We start from the raw sequence: 18536 nt of genomic DNA, 5'->3' as shown, positions 1-18536 counted from the left end.
TTCTCTCACTTGGTCCGGCCCGGCTGCGCCGCCGCGGCGGCGTCCGCGACGGCCAGGTTCAGGGCGGTGACGTTGACCGAGGGCTGGCCGAGGAACGCCGTGAGCCCGCCGCGGGTGTTCCGGCGGACCAGGTCCTCGACGGCGGCCGGGTCCAGGCCCTGCGCCGCGGCGACCCGCGCCACCTGGAGTGCTGCGTAGGCCGGGGAGATGTCCGGGTCCAGGCCCGAGGCGGAGGCGGTGACGGCGTCGGCCGGGACCTGGTCCACGGCGACGTGCTCCTCCGCGGCCACCGCGGCGCGGCCCTTTTGCACGGAGTCCAGCAGTTTCGGGTCGTTCGGGCCGAGGTTGCTGGCCGAGGAGGACGCAGGGTCCCACGCCACCGCCGAGGGCCGGGCGTGGAACCAGCGCGGGTCCTGGGCCCCGCCGTCCCCGGCGGAGGCCTGCGCGATCAGGGCCGAGGCGGCCGGGCGCCCGGCGCCGTCCCGGAGGATGGAGCCGTTGGCCTGGGCGGGGGCGATCAGCTGCCCGGCGCCGAACACGGCCAGGGGGTAGGCGACGCCGAGCAGCAGGGTGGCGGCGAGGAGGAAGCGCAGCGCGGTGCCGGCTTGCCGGAGGTATCCGAAGATGGTGGTCATGGGTGTTCCTAGCCGATTCCGGGGATGAGGGAGATCACGAGGTCGATGATCTTGATGCCGATGAAGGGTGCCACCAGGCCGCCGAGGCCGTAGATCAGCAGGTTCCGGGACAGCGCCCGGTTGGCGGTGACGGCGCGGTACTTCACGCCGCGCAGCGCCAGCGGGACCAGGGCGATGATGATCAGGGCGTTAAAGATCACCGCCGAGAGGATCGCGGACGCCGGCGTCGCCAGGCCCATGATGTTCAGCAGGCCCAGGCCCGGGAACGTGGCCGCGAACAGCGCCGGGACGATCGCGAAGTACTTGGCGACGTCGTTGGCCACCGAGAAGGTGGTCAGCGCGCCACGGGTGATCAGCAGCTGCTTGCCGATGCCCACGATGTTGATCAGCTTGGTGGGGTCAGAGTCCAGGTCCACCATGTTGGCGGCGTCCTTGGCCGCCGGCGTCCCGGAGTTCATCGCGACGCCGACGTCGGCGGCGGCCAGTGCGGGGGCGTCGTTGGTGCCGTCTCCGGTCATGGCCACGAGCCGGCCGGCGGACTGTTCCTTGCGGATGACGGCGAGCTTGTCCTCCGGGGTGGCTTCGGCCAGGAAGTCGTCCACCCCGGCCTCGGCGGCGTTCGCCTTGGCCGTGATGGGGTTGTCGCCGGTGATCATGACCGTGCGGATGCCCATCTGGCGCAGCTCGGCGAACCGCGCGTGCATGCCGGGCTTCACGACGTCGGCCAGGTGGACGCAGCCGAGCACCTCGGGGCGTCCGTCGGCGGCCACCTCGGCCACCAGCAGCGGGGTGCCGCCCTGCGCGGCGATCTCCCGCACCCGGGCGTCCACTTCCGCGCCGGTGCGGCCGCCGTGTTCCTCGACGAAGGCGCCTACGGTGGAGGCGGCGCCCTTGCGGATCATCCGCCCGTCCAGGTCCAGCCCGGACATCCGGGTCGCGGCGCTGAACGGGACGACGGCGACGTCCCGGCTGCCGGTTTCCAGCGCGGCCAGGTCCGCCCCGGCGACGCCGCGTTCGGCGGCCAGGTCCACGACGGACCGGCCCTCCGGGGTCTCGTCGGCCAGGCTGCAGAGCCGGGCCGCCTCGATCAGCCGGTCAATGCCGATCCCCTCGGCGGGGTGGAATTCCACTGCGCGGCGGTTGCCATAGGTGATGGTGCCGGTTTTATCCAGCAGCAGGGTGGTGATGTCCCCGGCAGTTTCCACGGCCCGGCCGGAGGTGGCCAGGACGTTGTGCTGGACCAGCCGGTCCATGCCGGCGATGCCGATGGCGGGGACCAGCGCCCCGATGGTGGTGGGGATCAGGCAGACCAGCAGGGCAACGAGGACGATCGGGGAGGGGGTGGCGCCGGCGAGGGCGGCGATCGGGGCCAGTGCCATGGTGACGATAAGGAAGACGATGGTCAGGGAGACCAGGAGGACGTGCAGGGCGATCTCGTTCGGGGTCTTCTGCCGGACGGCGCCCTCCACCAGCTTGATCATCCGGTCCACGAAGGTCTCGCCGGCCTCGGCGGTGATCCGGATGACGATCCGGTCCGAGAGCACCCGGGTGCCGCCGGTCACCGAGGACCGGTCGCCGCCGGATTCGCGGATGACGGGGGCCGATTCGCCGGTGATGGTCGATTCGTCGACGCTGGCGACGCCCTCGATGATCTCGCCGTCGGAGGCGATCACGTCCCCGGCCTCGCAGATGATCACGTCGTTGAGCTTCAGCTCGGTGCCCGGGACGCGGCGGGTGCCGCCGTCGGGCAGCCGCAGCGTGGCCTCCACGCCCTGGCGGCTGGCGCGCAGGCTGTCCGCCTGGGCCTTGCCGCGGCCCTCGGCGATCGATTCGGACAGGGTGCCGAACAGGACGGTCAGCCACAGCCACGCCGTGACCGCGATGCCGAAGACGGAGGGTTTCAGCACGCAGATGGCGGTGCACAGCGCGGCGCCGACCAGCACGGTGAACATCACCGGGGAGTGGACCATCTGGCGGGGCGCGAGCTTGCGCACCGCGAGCGGCAGGGCGGCGGCCACGGTGGCCAGGGTCAGCCTGGCCGGGGCCTTGGTGTGGTGCTTGTGTTCGCCGGGGGTGCCGAGCGGGTTGCCGTCGGCGTAGGTCCGGCTGGAGGTGTCCGCGGGGGACGGGGTCATCGGATCAATCCTTCTGCGAGGGGGCCCAGGGCGAGGGCGGGGAAGTAGCTGAGGGCGGTGAGGATGACCGTCACGCCCAGCAGCAGCACCGCGAACAGGGGGCCGTGGGTGGGGAGGGTGCCGGCGGAGACCGGGATCTTGCCCTGCCGGGCCAGGGAACCGGCCAGGGCCAGGACCAGGACGATCGGCAGGAACCGGCCCAGGAGCATGGCCAGGCCCAGGAGGGTGGAGAGCAGCGGCCCGGAGCTGGTGATGCCGCCGAACGCGGAGCCGTTGTTGTTCGCCCCGGAGGTGAAGGCGTACAGCACCTCGCTGAACTGGTGCGGTCCGGTGGCCGGGGCGTTGGCGACGGCGTCGGGCAGCAGCACGGTCGCCCCGGCGAGGGCCAGGACCAGGGTGGGGGTGACCAGGATGTACAGGGCGGCGAGCTTCATCTCGGTGGGACCGATCTTCTTGCCCAGGTATTCGGGGGTGCGGCCCACCATCAGGCCGGCGATGAACACTGCGATGATCGAGAGGATCAGCAGCCCGTACAGCCCCGAACCGGTGCCGCCGGGGGCCACCTCGCCCAGCATCATGTTGATCATCGTCATTCCGCCGGCCAGGGGCGGCAGCGAGTCGTGGGCGGCGTTGACCGCGCCGGTGGAGGTCAGGGTGGTGGACGCGGCGTACAGGGCGGCCGGTGCCGGGCCGAAGCGCTGTTCGAAGCCCTCGCCGAGCCCGCCGGCGGCCGCCGTCGCCGTGCCCTGCGCGGAGGACACCGCCCAGCCGGTCAGCAGGGTGGAGGCCAGCCACAGCGCGCCCATCACGGCGGCCACGGTGAAGCCCTGCCGCCGGTCGCCCACCAGCCGGCCGAAGGTGTACGGCAGCGCGGAGGGGATGAGCAGCAGCAGGAAGACCTGGAACAGGCTGACCGCGGCGTTGGGGTTCTCGAACGGGTGGGCGGAGTTGGCGTTGAAGTAGCCGCCGCCGTTGGTGCCGAGGACCTTGATGGCCTCCTGCGAGGCGACCGGGCCGCCCGGGATGGTCTGGTTTACGCCCATGGCCTGGTTGGCGACGTCGGTGGACCAGAAGTTCTGCACCACCCCGCCCAGCACCAGGAGGACGGCGGAAACGAACGCCAGGGGCAGCAGCACCCGGTAGGTCACGCGGGTCAGGTCTACCCAGAAGTTGCCCAGCCGGTCGGTGCGGACGCGCACCAGGCCGCGGATGAGGGCGACGGCGACGGCGATGCCGACGGCGGCGGAGAGGAAGTTCTGCACCGCCAGGAGGCCCATCTGCACGAAGATGCCCACCGTGGCTTCCGGGGCGTAGGTCTGCCAGTTGGTGTTGGTCACGAAGGAGATGGCCGTGTTCATGGCCACCCACGGGTCCACGCCGGTTAGGGGGCCGGTGCCCGGGATGACGCCCTGGAGCCGTTGCAGCGCGAAGACCAGCAGGATCGAGACGGCGGAGAAGGCCAGCACGCCGCGCAGGTACACCGGCCAGGTCTGTTCCGTGCCGGCGTCGACGCCGGTCAGCCGGTAGAGGAGGCGTTCGGCGCGGGCGGTGCGGGTGCCTTCGACCACCCGGGCCAGGTAGAGCCCCAGCGGTTTGTGCACCGCGGCCAGGGCCACCAGCAGGGCGCCGGCCTGGAGGAGGAAGGAGAGAGTGGTGAAGGTCATCGGGCGGTTACCACTTCTCGGGGTTGATCAGGACGGCCAGGAGGTAGCCCGTCAGGCCCAGTCCGGCCAGGAACAGGACCACCCACATCACGGCTTCGACGTTCACCGTCCACCCTCCGTCCGCCCGGCGTCGTCGCCGAGCATCCGGGCCAGGCGTTGCCCGACCCACATCACGAATCCCATGGAGACCACGAGGATTCCGATCACAGCCGCGTCGGCCATTACAGGTTCCTTTCATCTGCGCCCCGTCTGTGGGGCCTGAGACCAGTGAAGACCTTCGCCGGGGCTCCGCGGCAGGTGCTAACGGTTCCTTGACGGGGGCGGGCCGGATCTTGACGGATCCTTGACGCGGGGCCGTTCGGCCGGCCGGGAGGGGGCGTCAAGGATTCGTCAAGATCCGCAGATGTGGCCGGATCCGGGCCCGTGAGGGTGCTACGTTTGCGGGTGATCGCAATGCGGTACGCCGCGGCGTGCCGCGAGGAAAGGCTCTTCATGACCACCCTGAGCAGGCCCCCGGCCGACCCCTCGGCACCCCGGCCGGCCCGCAGCACAGCCCTCCGGAAATGGCTCCTGGTGGGGCTGCAGGACAGCAAGGGCGCCCACCAGGGTCCGCACGGCGTGCGGGCCGCGGAGGAAAAGAAGCACACCTGGTGGCAGGTGATGTGCCTGACCGGCGTCGACTACTTCTCCACCCTGGGCTACCAGCCGGCCATCGCGGCGCTCGCCGCCGGCGTTATTTCGCCGCTGGCCACCCTGGTCCTGGTGGCCATCACCCTGTTCGGCGCGCTCCCGGTCTACCGCCGGGTGGCCGGCGAGAGCCACCGCGGCGAGGGCTCGATCGCCATGCTGGAGCGGCTGATGCCGCGCTGGGGCGGCAAGCTCTTCGTGCTGGTGCTGCTCGGCTTCGCCGCGACCGACTTCATGATCACCATGACCCTCTCCGCCGCGGACGCCACCGCCCACCTGGTCGAGAACCCGATCAGCCCGGGCTGGATGCAGGGCCAGAACGTCGCCATCACCCTGTTCCTCCTGGCCCTGCTGGCGGCCGTCTTCCTCCGCGGCTTCAAGGAGGCGATCGGGGTCGCCGTCGCGATCGTCGGCGTCTACCTGGCCCTGAACGTCGTCGTGGTCGGCGTCTCGCTCTGGGAGGTGCTGACCCACCCGCTGGCCGTCGGCAACTGGTGGGCGGCGATCGCCACCTCGCACGGGAACCCGCTGCTGGCCGTGGGTTTCGCGCTGCTGGTCTTCCCAAAGTTGGCCCTCGGCCTCTCCGGCTTCGAGACCGGCGTCGCCGTGATGCCGCAGATCCAGGGCCACCCGGACGACACCGAGGAGAACCCGGCCGGCCGGATCCAGGGCGCCCGCAAGCTTCTGACCACCGCGGCCCTGATCATGAGCACGTTCCTGATCATCAGCAGCTTCACCACCGTGGTGCTGATCCCGGAAAACGAGTTCCAGCCCGGCGGCCAGGCCAACGGCCGCGCCCTGGCGTTCCTCGCCCACGAACAGCTCGGCATCGGCTTCGGCACCGTCTACGACATCTCCACCATCGCCATCCTCTGGTTCGCCGGGGCGTCCGCGATGGCCGGGCTGCTGAACCTGGTGCCCCGCTACCTGCCCCGCTATGGCATGGCCCCCGGCTGGGCCCGCGCGGTGCGTCCGCTGGTGCTCGTTTTCACCCTGGTGGGCTTCCTGATCACCTGGATTTTCGACGCCGACGTCGACGCGCAGGGCGGCGCGTACGCCACCGGCGTGCTGGTGCTGATGACCTCGGCGGCGATCGCCGTGACCCTGTCCGCCCGCCGGAAACGGCAGCGCAAGCGCACCGTGGGCTTCGGCGTGATCGCCGTGGTCTTCGTGTACACCACGGTGGCGAACGTCGTCGAACGCCCCGAAGGCATCCGGATCGCGTCGATCTTCATCCTCGGGATCATCGTGATCTCGCTGCTGTCCCGCGCCCGGCGGTCCTTTGAACTGCACGCCACCCACGTCCACCTGGACCGGCAGGCGCTCGAGTTCCTGTCCGCCGAACTGGACGGCCCGCTGAGCATCGTGGCGCACGAACCGCTGCGTCTGAGCCCCGAGGCGTACCGGGAGAAGCTGGAATCCGCGATCCAGGTCAGCCACCTGCCGCTGGACTACCAGGCCGTGTTCCTCGAGGTGGTGGTGGACGACTCTTCGGACTTCGAAACCGAACTCGAAGTCAAGGGCATCACCCGGCACGGGTACCGGATCCTGGAGGTGCACGGGCCGGTGGTGCCGAACACGATCGCCTCCGTGCTGCTGCACATCCGCGACGTTACCGGACTGATGCCGCACATCTACTTCCGCTGGACCGAGGGCAACCCGGTGACCAACCTGCTGCGCTTCCTGGCGTTCGGCGAGGGGGAGATCGCCCCGGTGACCCGCGAGGTGCTGCGCGAGGCCGAGCCGGATGTGACCCGCCGGCCCTGGGTGCACGTTGGCTGACTAGGCCTGGCGGCTCGCGGCCGTGGTGGCGCCCTCGACGATTTCGCGGGCGATCAGCGCGACCTTCCGGTTGGTCTCCGAGCTCAGCTTGCTCATCAGCTCGAACGCCTCATCGGCGCTGACGCCGGTGCGGCCCATCAGGATTCCTTTGGCCTGTTCGATCACGGCCCGGGTCTTGGAGGCCGCGGCGACGGATTCGTTGGCGAGCTGGTGCCGGTCCGTGTGGATCGACTGCGTCAGGTCCACCACCACGCCCCAGACACCGATGGGAGTGTTCCCGTCCATGATGTAGTCCGCGGAGTAGAGCAGCTTGTGCTGCCGGTTCTTCCGGTCCCGGATCGAGAGGTAGAGGGAGGACGGGCCGCCCTGGGACGCCACCCGTTCCCAGTACGCGGTGACCCGCGGCCGGTCCTCGGGCTCGATGTGGGGCATGACCATCTCCATCGAGGGGACCACCTCGCCCCGCTCGTAGCCGTAGATCCGGTAGAGGCCGTCCGACCAGCGGAAGATTCCGTCGGCGAAATAGTGTTCCACCAGTCCGGTGGGGCAGTCCAGGAAGCCCTCGTGGGGACCCCCATGGGGAAGGGACCCGCGATGGTTATGGTTCACAGACATGGGCGGGGCCGTTCGACGAGGTGCGCCCGGCGTCACCGCGCCAGGGCCTGAAAATACAAGGATATCCCGGGCCGCCCCTCCGCAGATGTGGCGGCTGATCCGTTACGCGGTGCCTGGGTTCCGGGGGAGTTCCAGCAGGAGGGTGTCCGAGCCGCCGTTGCGGCCCACCCTGCGGAACCCCAGCCGCTCGTAGAGGGCGCGGGCACGGTTGCCGTCCTCCACGCTGAGGCTGATGGCGGGGATGGACCGGGCCGCCGCTTCCCCGAGGAGGCCCTCGAGCAGGGCCGTTCCGATTCCTGCCCCGCGGTGCCCGGGCTGCACCCCGATGGTCAGCTCCGGGATGTCGTCGCGGACGAAGCCGTAGCCGGCATCGTGCGCGGGGAGGAACCGGCACCAGGCGGCGCCCACGGGCGTTCCCGCGGCGGTTTCGGCGACGACGCCGATGTCGCCCCCGCGGGGCCAGCCGTCAAGGTACCGGGAGAGCTTGGGCTGGCTGAGGTAGTCCTCAAGCGTGAACCGGGCCTCTCCGGTCCAGTTCATCGCCTCGACCCCGGCGGCGCGAAGGGCGTCGACGTCGCCGGCGTCCGCCGCGCGGACGGTGTATTCCACGAATTCCATGCGCCCGAGCATAGGCGCACGCGGCGTCTTCGCCCGACCCGGAGGCGCGGATAGGCAAAACAAAGCCCCTCCGGGGGTACCGAAGGGGCTTGTGTTTTCTAGGAGAAGCAGTCCGGCTGGCCGGGCTTTCCCGAAAGCTTAGAGCGGGCGAATGTTCTCGGCCTGCGGGCCCTTGGGGCCCTGGGTGACGTCGAACTCGACCTTCTGGTTCTCGTCCAGCGAGCGGTAGCCGCTGGAAGCGATTGCCGAGTAGTGGGCGAAAACGTCAGCGGACCCGTCATCCGGGGCAATGAAGCCAAAACCCTTTTCGGCGTTGAACCATTTAACTGTGCCAGTAGCCATGCTTTATCCTTCTGAAATGCTGATCTCCGGCGGCCACGCAAGGCCAACGGCTGCGGAGACATTCGTCCGCTGTCCCCAACGTACGGGGCGCGGGGCCAGGGTGCAAGAGCCACGCGGGGCAGTTCTGCCCGGCCGGAGGCGATAGTCTGCCCACCATGGCAACCATCTCGGTGGTGATCCCCACCCGCAACGACGCCGGGCCGCTGGCCGTGTGCCTCGCCGCCCTCGCCCGCCAGAGCCGCCGTCCGGACGCGGTGATCGTGGTGGACAACGGCAGCACGGACGGGACCGACGCCGTTTGCGCCGCCGCTGGGGTGCGCCGGATCCCCGCCGACGTCGCGGGCATCGCGGCCGCCACGGCTCTCGGTTTCGACGCCGCGGACACGGACATCATCGCCCGCCTGGATACCGACTCGATCCCTCCGGCTGACTGGCTGGAGCGGGTCGAAACCCTCCTGGCGGCCGCCGCCCCGACCGCCGCCGTCAGCGGCCCGGGTGACTTCTACGGCGGCACGGCGCTGGCCCGATGGGCGGGCCGGAGCCTCTGGATCGCCGGGTACCACCGCGTGGTGGGGCTGCTGCTGGGACACCCGCCGCTCTTCGGCTCCAACTTCGCCATGCATTCGGAGGCGTGGGCCCTGATCCGGGACGCGGTGCACCGCGGCCTGCCGGCCGTGCATGACGATCTCGACATCTCCTACCAGCTGCCGCCCCAGGTGGCCGTGATCTGGGAGCCAACCCTGCGGGTGGGGGTTTCCGCCCGGCCGTTCGAGAGCGCCGGGGCGGTGTGGCGGCGGCTGGCGATGGCGTGGACGACGTTCGCCGTCGACTTCTCTGCGGACCCGCCGTTGGCCCGACGACGGCGGCGGCGCGACTACCGGCGCGGGCTCACCCGGCCGAATTGAAAAGGGCGAGCAGATCCCGGCTCATCTGGTGCGGGGAAGTCTCGCTGGGGCTGTGGCCGCCGCGGTAGACGGCGATCTTCGCGCTGATCGCCTGGGCGAACCGGCGGTGCAGGGCCAGCGGCCAGAGATCGTGCTCCCCGACGGCCACGAGCTTGGGCAGCGTGGCCTCCGCCAGGACCGGGCGGAGATCCGGGGCGTGTTGCATCAGGCCGAAGATGTCCCGGACCGACTGGCGCCGGGTGAGCCGGAACCGGGAGCGGACGAACCGGAGCCGGTTTGAAGCCACCCAGACAACGTTGCTGCGGATGCCCCAGATCATCAGTGCCGCGCCCACCCGGGGGCTGGCCAGACCACTGAACCGGCCGATCCGCTGCACCCCGCGGAAACTGTTCCCCGGTTCCGGTGGGCAGCTGAGCAGCGTCAGTGTCCGGAACAGCTCGGGCCGCCGCTCGAAGGCCAACTGCGCGACAATCGCGGCAAAGGAATACCCGACCACGTGGGCCGGCCCCTCGCCGGACTCCAACAGGGCGATAAAGTCATTGGTGAACAACTCGTAGTCATAGTGTTTCCGCGGCGGAACGAGGTGCTCCGGCCCGGCCCCGGCGGACTCATACTGGCCGGCGATGTCACAACTGAGCGCGTAGTAGCCGGCGTCGGCGAGTTGGGGAAGCATCAGGGCGAAGTCTTCCTTGGATCCGGTGGCGCCCGGGAGCAGCAGCACCCGCGGACCTCCCGGTACGCCCATGGCCAGGGTGGCAAGGCTCCCACTCGGCGCCTCGAAGACCCCACGGACGGCACCGGGCGGAGGCACGGACCAGTCGACGTCGGGCAGCGCGGCATCCAGGCGGGCGGACTCATCGATCAGCCCGGAGCCAAAGACCCCCGGGTCCGGTTCGGGAACGCCGGTGATCCGGCGGCCGGTACTCGCCATGGGTCAACCATAGCCCCCTGCCAGGTGGCTCCGGCTGAACAGCGGCTAGGTTCCGGCCACCCGCGCCACGAAGGCGTGCAGCCGGCGGTAGACCTCCTGGGATTCGGGGAAACGGGCGTCCTGTTGCCAGGTGTGCTCGGCGTTGGCGGACTCCCAGCCGTAGACCAGCGCATCCGCCGGGACCCGGTGCTGCCGCAGCCGGTCGAGGAAGTTCAGGTTGGCGGTGTAGAAAAAGTCGCGCTCCGAGGTGGTCAGGAACACGGGCGGATGCCGCGAATCCAGCCACTCGATGGGGGACAGGTGCCGGGCCGCCCGCCGCAGCGACTCTGCGCCAGGGCCGGCGCTGCGGGGGAGCAGCATCCGCACGAACGCCAGGCTGAGGACGAAGCCGCGCTCGAAGAACACGGAGAAGTCCACCACGCTGCAGTGCTGCACCAGGCCCCGCAGGCTCGCGGCGGGCGCCGCGGGTTCCAAGCCGTAGTGCTCCGCCAAGTCGGTATGGAGCGACGATGCCGTCAGCAGCGCGGCAATCTGGCCGCCGGCGGAGTCCCCGCCCAGCACAATCCGGTCCGGGTCCCCGCCGTGCCCGGAAATGGCGGCCCGCACCCAGGCCAGCGCGGCGTTGGCATCCTGCAGAACGTGGCCCATGTGGAAGCGCGGGGCGTGGCGGTAGTTCACGTTGACCACCACCATGCCGGCGGCGGCCTGGCTGGCGCAGTATTTCGTCAGCGCCGCCTTGTCCCCGGAGGTCCAGCCGCCGCCGTGGAAGTAGACGTAGACGGGGAGCCCGGAGTCTGTGGATCCGGTGGTTTCGGCCGTTCCGGCGGGGGTGATCACGTCCAGCCGGTGCGCTCGGATGCCGTCACCGGCGAAGTCGATGTCGTGGAAGTAGTCGACGCCGGTCACCGGGTCCGCATTGAACCGGGCCTTCTCGGCGGGGCCGACGATCCCCATCAGGGCCCGCCACGCCCAGACCGGTACACGGCGCAGGACACGCCGGGCGCGCCGGGCGAGGCCGAACGCTCCGTGGCCCGACCGGTGCCGGGAGGCAGCCGCCGAAGTCATCCCTCCATTCTACTGGCACGCCCGTGCTAGAACCGCCGGGTGCCCGGCCCCGTCGCCCCGAAGACGGCCGCCCCGCCGACTGCGGCCGCAGCCTCAGTCCGGCACTACCCGGACGGTGCCCGCGGCACCGTCGACCGTCACCAGCTGCCCGGTCCGCAGCCGGGTGGTGGCGTCCGGGACGCCCACCACCGCGGGAATGCCGTACTCGCGCGCCACCACCGCCCCGTGGGAGATCACCCCGCCCATCTCCATCACCAGCGCCCCGGCGGTGAGGAACAGCGGCGTCCAGCCCGGGTCCGTCGACGGCGCCACCAGGATTTCCCCGGGTTCCAGCCGTGCCCCCACCGGGTCCAGGACCACCCGGACCGTTCCCGTGGCGGAGCCGGCGGACGCGGGGGTGCCGGCCAAGGCGCCCGACGGCGGCGCCGCGGCCAGGGCGGCCGCCTCCACGTCCGTGCCGTCGGAAAGCAGCAGGCGGGGGATGTGGCGGCGCCTGAGTTCGACGTCGTACAGGCGGCGGCGGGCGGCCACTGTCTCCTGCAGCCGGGCCCCGCGCAAGCCGGTCCGCAGCTCGCCGAAGTCCAGGAAGAACACGTCCCCCGCGGCGGCCACGGCGCCGCGGCGCACCAGGTCCTCGCCCACCAGCAGCAGCTGGCGGTGCACCTCGGCCAGGATCCGGACGATGTGGAACTTGGGCAGTTCGCGCAGACCGGCCAATTCCCGGACCTCGCGAAGGGCCAGCCCCAGCAGCCGGGCCCGCCAGCGCCCGTGGGCGGCGGCGCGGTCCACCAGGCTCCGGATCCGTTCCTCCGCGTGCGCGGCGGCCAGGCCGAACTGCCGGTCCGGCGCATGGTCCGGATCGTCCAGGCGCAGGTAGTTCGAGATCACGCCGAGGATATGGTCGGGCTCCTCGGCCTGGCGCTGCTCCGGCTGCCCAGCGCCGGAGAGGTGGCGCCGGGCTGGCTGCGGTCCCTGATGCCCGAGGCCCGGATCCCCGGCTCCGCCCGGAAAACCATGGCCGCCACCATGCCGGTGGCCGCCGCCACCTGGGCCCTGGCCGGGTTCTACCTCTCGCTGGGGCCGGCCTTGGCGCACGCCATCACCCGGGACAACTCGGTGCTGGTGGGCGGCCTGGCCCTCTTTGCCCTCTTCGTGCCCGGCGCCCTGGCCATCCTGGTGGTCCGCCGCCGCTCGGACCGGACCACGCTGCTGACCGGCGTCGTCTCCCTGATTACCGGCATCTCCCTGACCGTGCTGGCCGTCCTGCTCGGCTCCGCGCCGCTGTACTTCGCGGGCACGGTGGTGGCCGGCGTCGGCTTCGGCAGCGGGTACTTCGGCGCGATGCGCATGACCCTCCCGCTCTGCGGTCCGCACGAGCGCGTGGGCATGCTCTCCAGCATCTACCTGATCTGCTACCTCGGCTTCAGCGTCCCCGCCGTGGCCGCCGGGCTGCTGGTGGCCGTGGCCGGCATGAAGGGGACCACCCTCATCTACGGCGCTGCCCTGGTGCTCGCCGCCATTCCGGCCCTGCTCCGCACCATCCGGAAAAACCCCGCCCACCGTCCCACCCTGGCTGCCGGTTCCCCGGCAGCGTCCTGAAAGGAAACGCCATGACCTTTTCCCTCCCCGCCGACACCGCCGTCCGGCCCATCACCGTCATTGGCGGCGGCACCCTGGGCCGCCGCGTGGCACTGATGCTGTCGCTGCGCGGCGCCGACGTGCGCATCTTCGACCTCAACCCGGCCGTCGGCCAGGCCGCCGTCGACTTCATCGAGGCCGAGCGGCCCGCCGTCGCGGCCGAGCACGGCGGCGCGCCGTCCGGCCGGATCACGGCCGGCGACGACCTTGCCGCTGCCCTGGACAACGCCTGGCTGGTGGTCGAGGCGGTGCCCGAAAAGCTCGAGCTCAAGCGCGGGATCTTCGCCGACTTGGACCGGCTGGCCCCGGCGGACGCCCTGCTGGCCAGCAACTCGTCGTCGTTCGCGTCCTCGGAGTTCATCGGCGGAGTGGCCGCCCCGGAGCGGGTCCTGAACATGCACTTCTACATGCCGCCGGCCGTGCGCTCGGTTGAACTGATGTCCTGCGGGCGGACCGACCCGGCCGTCCTGGACCTGCTGATGGCCGAACTGCCCGGCTACGCGCTGGCGCCGCACCTGGTCCGGAAGGAAAGCACCGGCTTTATCTTCAACCGGGTCTGGGCCGCGATCAAGCGCGAGGCACTGCTGGTGGTGGCCGAGGGCGTGGCCGAGCCGGAGGACGTGGATGCCTTGTTCGTGGACGTCTTCAAGGCCGACACGGCACCGTTCCGGTTCATGGACCAGGTGGGCCTGGACGTGGTGCTCGACATCGAGAACCACTACTGCGAGCTGGCCGGCATGGAGAACAAGTCGGCCCCGCTGCTGCAGGAATATATCGATAAGGGCTGGCTGGGAATCAAGTCCGGCCGTGGCTTCTACAACGACTACGCCTAAGGCGTGGTGCCGGGGCAGCCGCGGGTTGCCCCGATTGTGAGCGGACAGGTCTGTCTGGTACTTTCGAGGGCGTATCAGACAGATCTGTCTACCTAACTCCGAACCGACTCGGGCCCCGTCGCCGACGGCGTGCTCCGGGGCGTTCCGGGGTCAGTTCCATTCCCGAAAGAAGCACACGCCCTTCATGAGTACGCACCGCACCCTCGTCGTCGTCGCCCACCCCGACCTCGCCACGTCCGGAATCAACGCACAGCTGGCCGCGGCCATCGGGGACGTCGACGGCGTGACCGTTCGCGAGATCGCCTCCGTTTATCCGGACCGGCGGATCGACGCCGCCGTGGAGCAGGAGCTCCTGCGCGGGCACGACACCCTCGTCCTGCAGTTCCCCTGGCACTGGTACTCCGTGCCCGGTGTCCTGAAGGAGTGGATGGACCAGGTCCTCACGTACGGCTTCGCCTATGGCGCCGGCGGGGACGCATTGCACGGCAAGCGCCTGCAGCTGGTCATCTCCACCGGCGGCCCCGAGTCCGCATACATGCCGACGGGCCACAACCGCTTCACCATGGCTGAGCTGCTTCGCCCGCTGGAGGCCACCGCACATCTTTGCGGGCTGGACCTGGCCGAACCGCTGGTCCTGCACGGGGCGCCGCGCGCGACCCCCGAGGACGTGGCGGCCCACGCCGCCCGCTACCGGGAGATCCTCTCCGCCGTCCCTGCCGCCGCCAACTGACCTGTTGGCTGGCCGTTCCGGCTCTTGCCCGAACGTGAAAATGGCGGTGGGGCACCGCAGCGTTGCGATAGGTTGACGATCCGGGTGATCGTCCGGTGCCCCACCACCAGCCTTAGGGTCCCACCGGCGGGGACCGCAGCCCGATGTTCGGGTGTACTAGAAGCCGAGGGAAATTCCGCCGTCGACCCGCAGTTCGATGCCGGTGACGTAGGCGGATTCGTCGCTGGCCAGGAAGACGGCCGCGTTTGCCACATCCCAGGCCGTGCCCATGTGGCCCATGGGGACCTGGGCGTGGCGCTTCTTCAGCATTTCCTCACGCTGCCCGTCCGCGTAGGCGCCAGCGAGTTCCGCGGATTCCGTGACGAACGGTGTCTCCATGAGGCCCGGCAGGATGGCGTTGATGCGGACGTGCTTGGCCGCATATTCGGCGGCCGTGGTGCGGGTGAGGTGGTTGAGGGCGGCCTTGGAGGAGTAGTAGGTGGAGTAGGGCACGCCCGTCCACCGGATGCTGGCCAGCGATGAAATGTTGATGATGGAACCGCCGCCCTGCCTCACCATGTGCGGGATGACGTGCTTCATGGTGAGGAAGGGGCCCTTGAGGTTGATGGCGAGGACCCGGTCCCATTCCGCTTCGTCCAGTTCGACCACGCCGCCCACCTTGGCGATGCCCACGTTGTTGTCCAGGATGTCGATCCGGCCGAACTCCTGAACAACGGATTCCACGGCGGAGCCCACCGCGGCGGAGTCCGTGACATCGAACGCCAGATGCCGGGCCTGGCCGCCTTCGGCCGTGATCAGGCTTTCGGTTTCCTTGGCGGCGGCCTCGTTGACGTCGGTGCACACCACGGTGGCCCCTTCGCGGGCGAAGGCGAGGGCGGTGGCCTTCCCGTTGCCCATTCCGGGGGCACTGGAGCCGGCGCCCACCACGAAGGCGATCTTTCCCTGAAGTCGATTCGACATTGTTCTTCTCCTAGATTTTCGTTGCTTCGCCGCGCCAAAAGGTTTCGCGGATGGTTTTCTTGAGGACTTTTCCGTTGACGCTGCGCGGCAGCGAGGGGACCATGTGGACGGCCTTCGGAGCACGGATGCTGCCCAGTTCCCGTTTGCAGAGGGCCACCAGTTCGGCCTCCGTGACGTCGCACCCCTCGTTGAGTTCGACGACGGCGGTCACCGCTTCGCCCCAATCGGCATGCGGGGCGCCAATCACGGCACAGTCACGGACCGCCGGGTGGCCCCAAATCACCTGTTCCACCTCACTCGGGTAAACGTTGAATCCGCCGGAGATGATCAGGTCGCGCCGTCGATCGGTCAGGTGCAGGTAGCCCTCGCCGTCGAGGATGCCGATGTCGCCGGTGTGGAGCCAGCCGTCGCGCAGGGCCAGGGCCGTCTGCTCGGGGTTCTTGTAATACCCCTTCATGACCAGGTCCCCGCGGACGCAGATCTCCCCGGGCGACCCCGCCGGAAGTGCGCGGCCCTCGTCGTCGCGGACCTCCACCTCCACCAGAGGGTAGGGGCGGCCGCAGGAGGAGAGCCGGGAGTCCGGTGCGATTGCGCCGGCGACGAAGTGCTCGTCTGGCCGCAGGAAGGTCACCGACGCCGGCGCCTCCATCTGGCCGTACAGTTCCATCATGACGGGGCCAATCTCGGTCAGCGCCTGACGGAGTTTTTCGACCGACATGGGTGCCGCGCCATAGATGAGGTAGCGCAGCGACGACAGGTCGGATTGCCGCTCCTTCAGGACCTCCAGGAGCCGGTAGATGACCGTCGGCGGCAGGAACAAGTCCGTCACCGCGTACCGTTTGATGGCGTCCAGGACCTCCCCGACATGCGCCTTGGGGAGGACGACGACGGTTCCGCCGCGGGCCGTGGCCGCCAGGCTCAGCAGGCCCGCGGTGTGGGTCATGGGTGCGGCGGCCAAATTGACCACCGCGTCTTCGGAGCCGTAATGGGCGGCCATCAGCAGGTGCGTCACGAAGGCTGAGAGGCTTCGGTTGGTGTTCATGACGCCCTTGGGCAGTCCGGTGGTCCCGCCGGTGGGTGCCAGTGAGACCACATCCTCCGGAGCTGCGGCGACTGCCGGCTTCGTCGCCGCCTGGCCGTCGATCCATCGTTCGAAGGGTACGCTGCCGTCGTTTGCGCCGGCCTCAGCCGCCGCTTCCCCGCCGAGGCGAACCCAGCGGAGCACCCCGGGAAGGCTCGGGCGCAACCCTGCGGCGGCGTCGTCGAGGCTGGCGTGGTAGATCACCAGTTCGGCATCAAAACCTGCCAGCAGTTGCGCCGTTTCCGGGGTGGGGCTGTCCGGGTTGGCCGGGATCCAGGTCAGCCCGGACCGCCAGATTCCCAGCACGCAGATCCAGGCGAGGGGATCGTTGGGGGCCAGCACCGCCACCTTGGCGTCGGAGGACAAACCTGAGTCCAGCAATGCGTTGGCGATGCGGCAGGACAGTTCCCCGGCCTCGGTGAACGTGAAGGCCGTGTCTTCCTGCACGTAGGCGATGCCGTTGGGATTGCAACGCCACCCGCGGTCAAAGAACCCGATAACGCTCACTGGGGAAGTTCCTTTCGGGCGGTTTCCTTGAGCCGCAGGAACACGAGGGTGGTGATGGCTGCGAGGACCGTGAGGTACCAGCCAAATGCATCGAGCATCTTGGCGTCGGCCAGCCACGTGGCAACATACGGTCCCGTGCCGCCTACCAGGGCCACGCCGAGGGCGTACGGCAGGCCGATCCCGGCCGCTCGGATCCTCGCCGGGAAGAGCTCGCACATGACAGTGGAGGTGATGGAGGTGTAGCAGGCGAGCAGCGTCAGTGCCGCCATTTGGACCAGCAACAGCGAGAGGAAGCTGTTTTGCAGCGCGTTCAGGAGGGGGATGGTCAGCAGGGTGAATCCGCCACCGAACACCAGCAGCAGAGGTTTGCGGCCGATCCGGTCGGAGAGGACACCCATCACGGGCTGCAGCAGAGCGAAGTAGCTCAGCGAGATCAGTCCGACGACGAGGGCGTTCTTCATGTCGAAGCCGACCGTGATGTGCGCGTAGGTGGGCAGGTAGGACGAGAAGACGTAGAAGAACAGGGTGGGAGCCGCGTTGATGGCGAAGACCAGCAGGCATTCCTTGGGGTGGGTGCGCATGAACTCAAACGCCGACGGGCGGGCGGCCCTGGTGGCCGCGGCGCCTGCGAGGCCCGGCTCCTCGGCGACGGCAAGGGTTTCCTCGGCGAAGCGGCGGATGAAGAGGCCCGCAACGGCGCCGAGGGTGCCGACGACGAAGGGGATCCGCCAGCCCCAGCTGTGCATGGCGTCGTCGGGCAGGCCGGCAACCAGCGCGGCCACCAGCGCGATGGCAATGACGTTGCCCAGCGTCGCTCCGATGTAGAGGAAGCTGGAGAAGAATCCGCGGCGTCCTGTCGGAGCCGATTCGACCAGGAAGGTCGACGAGGCGGCGAATTCCCCGCCGGTGGAGAGACCCTGGAGCAGCCGGGCGAGCACCAGCAGGACGGGGGAGAGCAGGCCGACCTGGTCGTAGGTGGGGGAGATGGCGATGAGGAGGCTGCCCGCGCCCATCAGCATTACCGTGGCGGTGAGGGCCTTCTTGCGGCCGAGCCGGTCCGCGACCATGCCGCCCAGAAGTCCGCCCAGGGGGCGCATGAAGAAGCCGACGGCGAAGATGGCCATAGCGCTCAGGAGGGGGACGACGGGGTCATCGGTTTTGGGGAAGAACTGCCCGGAGAAGTAGAGGGCCAGCATCGAGTAGACGTACCAGTCGAACCACTCGACGATGTTGCCGACGGTGGCGGCCGCGAGTTGGCGGGTCCTGCTGACAGGTGGTGTTGCGGTGATGACGCTCATCCGGTGACTCCCAGATCCGAAGGAACCGGACGAGGAAATCCGCAGCGTCCGGCCCGGGTGGGCGCGGCTGTCAGCAGTTCATCCGGCTGTGATGCAGACCACGTTACGGA

18 protein-coding genes are annotated in these 18536 nt (G+C 69.8%); 5 read left to right on the top strand and 13 right to left on the bottom strand.

Translation table 11 applies throughout. The annotated features are described in order from the left end of the window. Window positions 1-5: 5 nt before the first annotated feature. Genes kdpC through ABC337_RS06340 form a run of 4 tightly spaced genes read right to left on the bottom strand, consistent with a single transcriptional unit; the run spans window position 6 to window position 4540 of the window. Window positions 6-635 carry a K(+)-transporting ATPase subunit C gene (gene kdpC, locus ABC337_RS06355; protein ID WP_412884693.1) on the bottom strand — a complete coding sequence of 210 codons (630 nt, stop codon included), beginning with the start codon at window positions 633-635 and terminating at the stop codon, window positions 6-8. Between the two features lie 8 nt (window positions 636-643). Beyond that, on the bottom strand, window positions 644-2770 hold the full coding sequence (kdpB, locus tag ABC337_RS06350) for a potassium-transporting ATPase subunit KdpB (protein ID WP_412884694.1): 2127 nt from the start codon (window positions 2768-2770) through the stop codon (window positions 644-646). Further along, window positions 2767-4434: a potassium-transporting ATPase subunit KdpA gene (gene kdpA / locus ABC337_RS06345; protein ID WP_412884695.1), complete on the bottom strand. Its 1668-nt coding sequence runs from the start codon at window positions 4432-4434 to the stop codon at window positions 2767-2769. Before kdpA ends, kdpB begins: the two co-directional genes overlap by 4 nt. A gap of 7 nt (window positions 4435-4441) precedes the next feature. Next, the gene (locus ABC337_RS06340) at window positions 4442-4540 is read right to left on the bottom strand and encodes a potassium-transporting ATPase subunit F (RefSeq protein WP_412884696.1); all 99 of its coding nucleotides are present in this window, start codon (window positions 4538-4540) and stop codon (window positions 4442-4444) included. 386 nt (window positions 4541-4926) lie between these two features. Here ABC337_RS06340 and ABC337_RS06335 point away from each other — a divergent pair, with 386 nt between their 5' ends. Next, the gene (locus ABC337_RS06335) at window positions 4927-6903 is read left to right on the top strand and encodes an APC family permease (RefSeq protein ID WP_412884697.1); all 1977 of its coding nucleotides are present in this window, start codon (window positions 4927-4929) and stop codon (window positions 6901-6903) included. Here ABC337_RS06335 and ABC337_RS06330 read toward each other — a convergent pair whose 3' ends face one another. The 3 genes from ABC337_RS06330 to ABC337_RS06320 all read right to left on the bottom strand — a co-directional run bounded on the left by ABC337_RS06330 (window position 6904) and on the right by ABC337_RS06320 (window position 8478). Continuing rightward, window positions 6904-7518 (bottom strand): PAS and ANTAR domain-containing protein, encoded by a 615-nt coding sequence (locus ABC337_RS06330; RefSeq protein WP_412884698.1) that lies wholly within the window; start codon window positions 7516-7518, stop codon window positions 6904-6906. A gap of 102 nt (window positions 7519-7620) precedes the next feature. Further along, window positions 7621-8136, bottom strand: a complete 516-nt coding sequence (locus ABC337_RS06325; RefSeq protein ID WP_412884699.1) for a GNAT family N-acetyltransferase — start codon at window positions 8134-8136, stop codon at window positions 7621-7623. A gap of 138 nt (window positions 8137-8274) precedes the next feature. Beyond that, window positions 8275-8478: a cold-shock protein gene (locus ABC337_RS06320; RefSeq protein WP_013599688.1), complete on the bottom strand. Its 204-nt coding sequence runs from the start codon at window positions 8476-8478 to the stop codon at window positions 8275-8277. 155 nt (window positions 8479-8633) lie between these two features. Here ABC337_RS06320 and ABC337_RS06315 point away from each other — a divergent pair, with 155 nt between their 5' ends. Beyond that, the gene (locus ABC337_RS06315; RefSeq protein WP_412884700.1) at window positions 8634-9383 is read left to right on the top strand and encodes a glycosyltransferase family 2 protein; all 750 of its coding nucleotides are present in this window, start codon (window positions 8634-8636) and stop codon (window positions 9381-9383) included. On the opposite strand, the gene ABC337_RS06310 is transcribed toward ABC337_RS06315, so the two are convergent. The 3 genes from ABC337_RS06310 to ABC337_RS06300 form a co-directional block, all read right to left on the bottom strand. Beyond that, window positions 9367-10314, bottom strand: a complete 948-nt coding sequence (locus ABC337_RS06310) for an alpha/beta fold hydrolase (protein ID WP_412884701.1) — start codon at window positions 10312-10314, stop codon at window positions 9367-9369. The two genes, ABC337_RS06315 and ABC337_RS06310, sit on opposite strands and share 17 nt — an antisense overlap. A gap of 45 nt (window positions 10315-10359) precedes the next feature. Further along, window positions 10360-11379, bottom strand: coding sequence for an alpha/beta hydrolase (locus tag ABC337_RS06305; RefSeq protein WP_412884702.1), 1020 nt, complete (start codon window positions 11377-11379; stop codon window positions 10360-10362). A gap of 93 nt (window positions 11380-11472) precedes the next feature. Further along, window positions 11473-12267, bottom strand: a complete 795-nt coding sequence (locus ABC337_RS06300; RefSeq protein WP_412884703.1) for a PEP-utilizing enzyme — start codon at window positions 12265-12267, stop codon at window positions 11473-11475. Between the two features lie 9 nt (window positions 12268-12276). On the opposite strand from ABC337_RS06300, the gene ABC337_RS06295 reads away from it, so the two are divergent. The 3 genes from ABC337_RS06295 (at window position 12277) to ABC337_RS06285 (ending at window position 14580) form a co-directional block, all read left to right on the top strand. Then, complete coding sequence (locus ABC337_RS06295) at window positions 12277-12978, top strand: hypothetical protein (protein WP_412884704.1); 702 nt, start codon at window positions 12277-12279, stop codon at window positions 12976-12978. A gap of 11 nt (window positions 12979-12989) precedes the next feature. Next, window positions 12990-13850: a 3-hydroxyacyl-CoA dehydrogenase family protein gene (locus tag ABC337_RS06290; protein WP_412884705.1), complete on the top strand. Its 861-nt coding sequence runs from the start codon at window positions 12990-12992 to the stop codon at window positions 13848-13850. A gap of 184 nt (window positions 13851-14034) precedes the next feature. Then, window positions 14035-14580 carry an NAD(P)H-dependent oxidoreductase gene (locus ABC337_RS06285; RefSeq protein WP_412884706.1) on the top strand — a complete coding sequence of 182 codons (546 nt, stop codon included), beginning with the start codon at window positions 14035-14037 and terminating at the stop codon, window positions 14578-14580. A 156-nt stretch (window positions 14581-14736) separates the two neighbouring features. Here the strand turns inward: ABC337_RS06285 and ABC337_RS06280 are convergent, their stop codons facing one another. The 3 genes from ABC337_RS06280 to ABC337_RS06270 are packed head-to-tail and all read right to left on the bottom strand — an operon-like array spanning window position 14737 to window position 18426. Continuing rightward, entirely contained in the window at window positions 14737-15540 is an 804-nt protein-coding gene (locus tag ABC337_RS06280) for an SDR family NAD(P)-dependent oxidoreductase (protein WP_412884707.1), read from the bottom strand. A 10-nt stretch (window positions 15541-15550) separates the two neighbouring features. Continuing rightward, window positions 15551-17128 (bottom strand): class I adenylate-forming enzyme family protein, encoded by a 1578-nt coding sequence (locus tag ABC337_RS06275; RefSeq protein WP_412884708.1) that lies wholly within the window; start codon window positions 17126-17128, stop codon window positions 15551-15553. Beyond that, window positions 17125-18426, bottom strand: a complete 1302-nt coding sequence (locus ABC337_RS06270; protein ID WP_412884709.1) for an MFS transporter — start codon at window positions 18424-18426, stop codon at window positions 17125-17127. The genes ABC337_RS06275 and ABC337_RS06270 overlap by 4 nt, the downstream gene beginning before the upstream one ends. Window positions 18427-18536: the final 110 nt, after the last annotated feature.

The sequence above is a fragment of the Arthrobacter phoenicis genome, from assembly GCF_047238215.1.
Classification (GTDB): Bacteria; Actinomycetota; Actinomycetes; order Actinomycetales; family Micrococcaceae; genus Arthrobacter.
Note: the sequence above shows the minus strand (reverse complement) of the source record. Positions and strands in the feature narration are given on the sequence as shown.

Bases quoted from the DNA above. Each gene is read 5' to 3' on its own strand.
- ABC337_RS06280 (WP_412884707.1), bottom strand. From the start codon at position 15,540: ATGTCGAATCGACTTCAGGGAAAGATCGCCTTCGTGGTGGGCGCCGGC.
- kdpC (WP_412884693.1), bottom strand. From the start codon at position 635: ATGACCACCATCTTCGGATACCTCCGGCAAGCCGGCACCGCGCTGCGC.
- ABC337_RS06305 (WP_412884702.1), bottom strand. From the start codon at position 11,379: ATGACTTCGGCGGCTGCCTCCCGGCACCGGTCGGGCCACGGAGCGTTC.
- ABC337_RS06295 (WP_412884704.1), top strand. From the start codon at position 12,277: ATGGTCGGGCTCCTCGGCCTGGCGCTGCTCCGGCTGCCCAGCGCCGGA.
- ABC337_RS06315 (WP_412884700.1), top strand. From the start codon at position 8,634: ATGGCAACCATCTCGGTGGTGATCCCCACCCGCAACGACGCCGGGCCG.
- ABC337_RS06325 (WP_412884699.1), bottom strand. From the start codon at position 8,136: ATGGAATTCGTGGAATACACCGTCCGCGCGGCGGACGCCGGCGACGTC.
- kdpB (WP_412884694.1), bottom strand. From the start codon at position 2,770: ATGACCCCGTCCCCCGCGGACACCTCCAGCCGGACCTACGCCGACGGC.
- ABC337_RS06335 (WP_412884697.1), top strand. From the start codon at position 4,927: ATGACCACCCTGAGCAGGCCCCCGGCCGACCCCTCGGCACCCCGGCCG.
- ABC337_RS06330 (WP_412884698.1), bottom strand. From the start codon at position 7,518: ATGTCTGTGAACCATAACCATCGCGGGTCCCTTCCCCATGGGGGTCCC.
- ABC337_RS06270 (WP_412884709.1), bottom strand. From the start codon at position 18,426: ATGAGCGTCATCACCGCAACACCACCTGTCAGCAGGACCCGCCAACTC.
- ABC337_RS06310 (WP_412884701.1), bottom strand. From the start codon at position 10,314: ATGGCGAGTACCGGCCGCCGGATCACCGGCGTTCCCGAACCGGACCCG.
- ABC337_RS06320 (WP_013599688.1), bottom strand. From the start codon at position 8,478: ATGGCTACTGGCACAGTTAAATGGTTCAACGCCGAAAAGGGTTTTGGC.
- ABC337_RS06285 (WP_412884706.1), top strand. From the start codon at position 14,035: ATGAGTACGCACCGCACCCTCGTCGTCGTCGCCCACCCCGACCTCGCC.
- kdpA (WP_412884695.1), bottom strand. From the start codon at position 4,434: ATGACCTTCACCACTCTCTCCTTCCTCCTCCAGGCCGGCGCCCTGCTG.
- ABC337_RS06290 (WP_412884705.1), top strand. From the start codon at position 12,990: ATGACCTTTTCCCTCCCCGCCGACACCGCCGTCCGGCCCATCACCGTC.